The sequence below is a fragment of the uncultured Acetobacterium sp. genome, from assembly GCF_927416815.1.
Classification (GTDB): Bacteria; Bacillota; Clostridia; order Eubacteriales; family Eubacteriaceae; genus Acetobacterium.
The window spans coordinates 1-4,784 of sequence record NZ_CAKMJU010000059.1 but is presented as its reverse complement, the minus strand read 5'-3'; the positions used below and the strand labels follow the sequence as shown (position 1 = coordinate 4,784).

The 4,784-nt window shown below is 40.5% G+C and carries 3 protein-coding genes and 1 pseudogene; 1 reads left to right on the top strand and 3 read right to left on the bottom strand.

Annotated elements, in window-relative coordinates; genetic code table 11:
• The 3 genes and pseudogenes from QZ998_RS09625 to QZ998_RS16910 all read right to left on the bottom strand — a co-directional run.
• A partial coding sequence (locus QZ998_RS09625) for an HAD-IC family P-type ATPase (RefSeq protein ID WP_296560070.1) occupies positions 1–1,407 on the bottom strand: 1,407 nt, incomplete at its 3' end.
• Positions 1,408–1,742: 335 nt separating this feature from the next.
• Complete coding sequence (locus QZ998_RS16915) at positions 1,743–2,408, bottom strand: transporter associated domain-containing protein (RefSeq protein ID WP_366512424.1); 666 nt, start codon at positions 2,406–2,408, stop codon at positions 1,743–1,745.
• A 66-nt stretch (positions 2,409–2,474) separates the two neighbouring features.
• Positions 2,475–3,029 (bottom strand): annotated as a pseudogene (locus tag QZ998_RS16910) (DUF21 domain-containing protein); the annotation flags it as partial.
• Between the two features lie 506 nt (positions 3,030–3,535).
• Between QZ998_RS16910 and QZ998_RS09610 the strand changes: the two are divergent.
• Positions 3,536–4,504 (top strand): helix-turn-helix transcriptional regulator, encoded by a 969-nt coding sequence (locus QZ998_RS09610; RefSeq protein ID WP_296560068.1) that lies wholly within the window; start codon positions 3,536–3,538, stop codon positions 4,502–4,504.
• Positions 4,505–4,784 lie beyond the last annotated feature (280 nt).

Sequence of the window (4,784 nt, the reverse complement as noted above, 5' to 3'; positions counted from 1 at the left end):
TTTATTATAAAGTTCTTTATCTGCCTGTGTTATCGGACGAACTCCTTCTGCTGTCTCGATATGTGTTGAACGTATCAAGAGAACATCCATAGCACCCTTGGTAAAAACAACAGCTTTCTCATCGATGTATTGCAATGTCGTCATCAGCTTTCGGTCACTGTCAAACGGTAGTTCTGATATTCGTGGAATCGTTTCGCGAATAACCAATTCATCCAAACGTAGTCGCTCTCCAAGATCAACTAAGGCAATTTCAGTCGGGTCACCAATCTCTCTATCTTTGACGGTAATTGCATCGCTACATAATAGACCCGCAATCACCAGTTTATGGTGGAGCTTATTTTCTTGATCTATTGCATCGACCTCAACGAGCTGATGGTTTGTGAAGATTTTTTGTACCGTCATTTTATTTTGTGTTAATGTACCTGTCTTGTCCGAACAGATAATCGATACACTCCCCAAACTCTCAACAGAGTGTAGCTTTCGAATAATTGCATTTTCTTCGGCTAACTTTCTTGTGCCCAGGGCTAGAACGATCGTCACAATTGAACTCAGCGCTTCCGGAATTGCTGCCACTGCCAGAGCTATGGCAAACATGAGCGAATCCATAATCGGTGAACCTCGATACAAGCTAAGTCCAAATACCATACCCGAAATAACAATGATCAGCAACGCCAGCTTTTTCCCGAAACTATCCAAATTTTTCTGAAGCGGCGTAGCCTTTTCTTTGGTGCTTTTTAAAAGCGATGCGATTCGTCCAATTTCAGTAGTTGCACCAACACCAGTTACTACTGCTTTACCACGACCATAGGTGACATGGCTACTCGAAAAAATCATATTCACTTGATCGCCGATCGCCACATCCTCTTTCTCGATAATCTCTGTTCCTTTTTCAACACTAACCGACTCTCCGGTTAAAGCACTTTCGCTTACTTGCAAACTATTACTCTCGATAAGCCTGGCATCGGCTGAAATAAAATCACCGGCTTCAATTATTAAGATATCACCTACAACAACCTCTGCGGAAGGAATCTCGCCTACATTCCCGTTACGTAGTACCTTTGAATTTGTTGCTGAAAGCGCCTTTAAGCTTCTTAGCGATTGCTCTGCTTTTATATGCTGTATCGTTCCTAGTAATGCATTAAGAAGGAGCACCGCAATGATAACTAATGTACTCTCTATTTTGCCCATCATCGCTGAAACGATCGCTGCAACCATCAGGATGATGACAAGGAAATCTTTAAACTGCGCGAAAAAAATAATGATCGGTGATACTCGCTTGCTTTCTTCAATTTGGTTCGTACCATAGATCTCACGCTGTTTAGCTATATCTTCATTAGATAAACCTGTTGACTTACTGTTACACTGCTTAATCACTTCTTCACATGGCATTTGATAATATGCTTTCATTATAAATCCTCCTTTATTTTTGCTTTTTTAAGAACCCATCTGCTTAGATTGAGTCGCATTTGAATAATACACCACAAACTTACTGTCATTAATCGATTAGACAAAAATCAGTGGACAAGAAACATTACTCATCACAGCTACTTTAACTAAGACAAAAAACTATATTCTGTCAACCAAAATCTCCGTTCTATAAGTTTTAGAAACAAAAATAGACCGCGAAAATTACTGCGTCACGGCCTGCGATGGTAAAAAGATGTTTTAACCCTGATAAAAAAAAGCTTATTTTTTTAAGCTCACCTACACCATGCTTAATACTCGATGTTTCTCCATGTTCTTCATCCATTTCCGTTGTCACTATCCTCATCATTAATATAAATCACAGCTTTTTCAATCCGCTTGGCGGAAACCTCCAGAATACTTATTCTTAAATGTTGGTATTCCAGATCAATTACATCTCCTTGAGATGGGATACTCCCTATCAGGCCAATCAAAAAGCCACTGAAGGTTTCGTAGTCATCGACGGGTAAGTCTAAATCAATCAGGTCTTCCAAATCATCTAGACTGATCATCCCACTAACCTCATAGGTATGATCTTTGATCTTCCTGAATTCAATTTCTTCGTCATCAAACTCATCAAAAATATTACCCATGATTTCTTCAATCAGGTCTTCAATAGTTACAATCCCTGCTGTTCCTCCATGTTCATCGATGACTACCGCTATATGGGTTTTAGCCTTTTGCATATCTACAAACAATTCATCAATTTTTTTGACGGTAGAAACGAAAAATGGGGCTCTAATATTTTCCCTAATCTGAAAATGTGTTGTTGCTTCTTCATTAATTAAAAAAATCAAATCCTTCACATGTAGGATCCCGATAATATTATCAACCGATCGCTCATAGACAGGAATTCGGGTATATTTTTCATCCTTTATCAATTCGATCAAATCTTTCATCTCAATCTCAACCGTTACAGAAAACAAATCAACCCGATGGGTCATAATATCGGATACCGATTTATTGTTGAACTCAAAAATATTATTAATCATGATTTTTTCTCGCGCGTTAATGGCGCCTCTCTCTTCACCAACATCCACCATCATTCTGATTTCTTCTTCGGTAACATCGTCGTCATCAGAATTGGGATCAATACCTGCCAAGCGGACAAAAAAGTTGGTTGATGTGGTTAAGAGTTTAACAACTGGTGCTGTGATTTTTGATAAAAGTCCCACTGCAAAGAAGGCAATACCTTCAGATTTTTTCATGGCAATACGTTTGGGTACGAGTTCACCCAATACTAATGTAAAGTATGAAAGAATCAGGGTAATCACTACCAGGGTGGTGGCTTTTAAAATGCCGTCCGAGACAGGAATATTATACTGTTTTAAAAGCGACACAATCGGGTCAGCAAAGCTCTCCGCAGCAAAAGCACTGGCCAGAAATCCGGCTAAAGTAATCCCAATTTGAATGGTCGCCAGAAATCGACTGGGTTCTCCAAGTAGCTTGACCAGCTGCTAGGCTTTTTTATTGCCATCTTCTGCCATCAATTTGATTTTGTTATCATTCAATGAGATCAGTGCAATTTCTGAAGCAGCAAAAAATGCATTTACAAAAACCAACACAAATAAAAAAATAATCTCTGTAATCAATCGTTTATCCTCCTAATTTTAACTACAAAAAAAGACACAGTAATAACCATTGATTAGGTATTACGGCCTCAAATAGTAAGAAAAGCGATCGAAATTTATGAGATTAGCACGATACATTTTTAAATTCTTTATGCAATTCTCAGTTTCCCCAGGTTCATCTTCCATTTTATATTTCCTTTCATAAAAAACTTAATCAATTCTGGATTGAGTTTACATCATTTCGCAAAATTTGTCAACATGAATAGCTTTTTTGATATGCTCAGTTCCTGATCTTTTGCCCCGTTACCTAAATATATCGACGTTTGGCTGTTGCAATTAATTATAAACTTTTCAGAACCCTGCCTTTGAAAAGTTGTTACGGCCATTGCATCAGTCTGCGCTAATCGAATCACCCGTTGGTTGATTCGATCAACCATAATCAACTGCAAATCGATTGTACTTTTTTGCAAAAGCTTTTATAATCATAGTGAGGTGATGAAATGAAGGAAATTAATATTGGAAAAATTATTGTTGCTAAACGCCGTGAAAAAGGTCTGACTCAAGAAGATCTGGCCGCTTATATTGGGGTTTCTAAGGCTTCGGTTTCAAAATGGGAAACCGGTCAGAGCTACCCAGATATAACCTTGCTGCCCCAGCTTGGTGCTTATTTTAATATCAGCATCGATGATCTGATGGGTTATTCTCCGCAGCTAACTGCGACCGATATCAAAAATCTGTATCATCGGCTAGCTGATGATTTTGCCGCTAAACCGGTGGCTGAGGTACTGGCCGAATGTCAGGCCATCATTAAAAAGTATTACTCCTGTTTTCCGCTGCTGTTGCAGATGGCGGTGCTCTTTGCCAACCATCATATGTTGGCGGCAGACCCGGAGGGTGCCAAGGCGCTGCTGGAAAATGCTGTTAATCTGTGCCAGCGGATTAGAACCGAAAGTGACAACATGACCCTGTCTCGCGATGCACTCGCGGTTGAGAGCACCTGCTATCTGATGCTTAATCAACCCGCGCAGGTGATGGAACTGTTTGGTGAAACTGTCCGCCCCTTCCCCACTGATACCGAAATGCTGGCTCAGGCCTATCAGATGGCTGGTAACCCAGATAAAGCCAAACAGGTCTTGCAGATCAGTATCTATCAACATCTGCTGATGCTCGTTTCAACGGCACCATCTTACCTGATCTTAAACGCCAGTGATCTTAACCGGGTCGAAACAATTCTGACCCGAACCCTGGGGGTCGCCGAGCTTTATCAACTCGATGCCCTCCACCCCAACACCATGGCACAGGTTTACTACTCCGCTGCCCAAGTCTATGCGATCCATCAGGACGCTGACACCGCGCTTGCTTACCTGGCCGATTATACCGAGGTCTGCGTTTCTGTTTTTTCCCCTACTGCCTCCATGGCGACGATTATTTTGACCAGATTGAGCCCTGGTTTGCCGATTTTGACCTAGGGGTGGGCGCGCCCCGCAGCGACGAGGTGATTAAGCAAAGTATGCTAAACGGACTGCTCGCTAACCCCCTGTTTGAATTTATAAAAGCTGATCGACGCTTTCTAAAGCTAATTAAACAATTAGAAGAACACTTAAATACTAAAGCAATCTGGTAATATGTCAAGCGGTTATTTTTTAATGACAGAAACAAAAGATTGAGAAAGGGGTAACTTTAATAAACCCTGGTGTTTTCAAGAAAAAAACAGGTAAAAGAAAAAAGTATTTAGTTGATGTCAGCAAC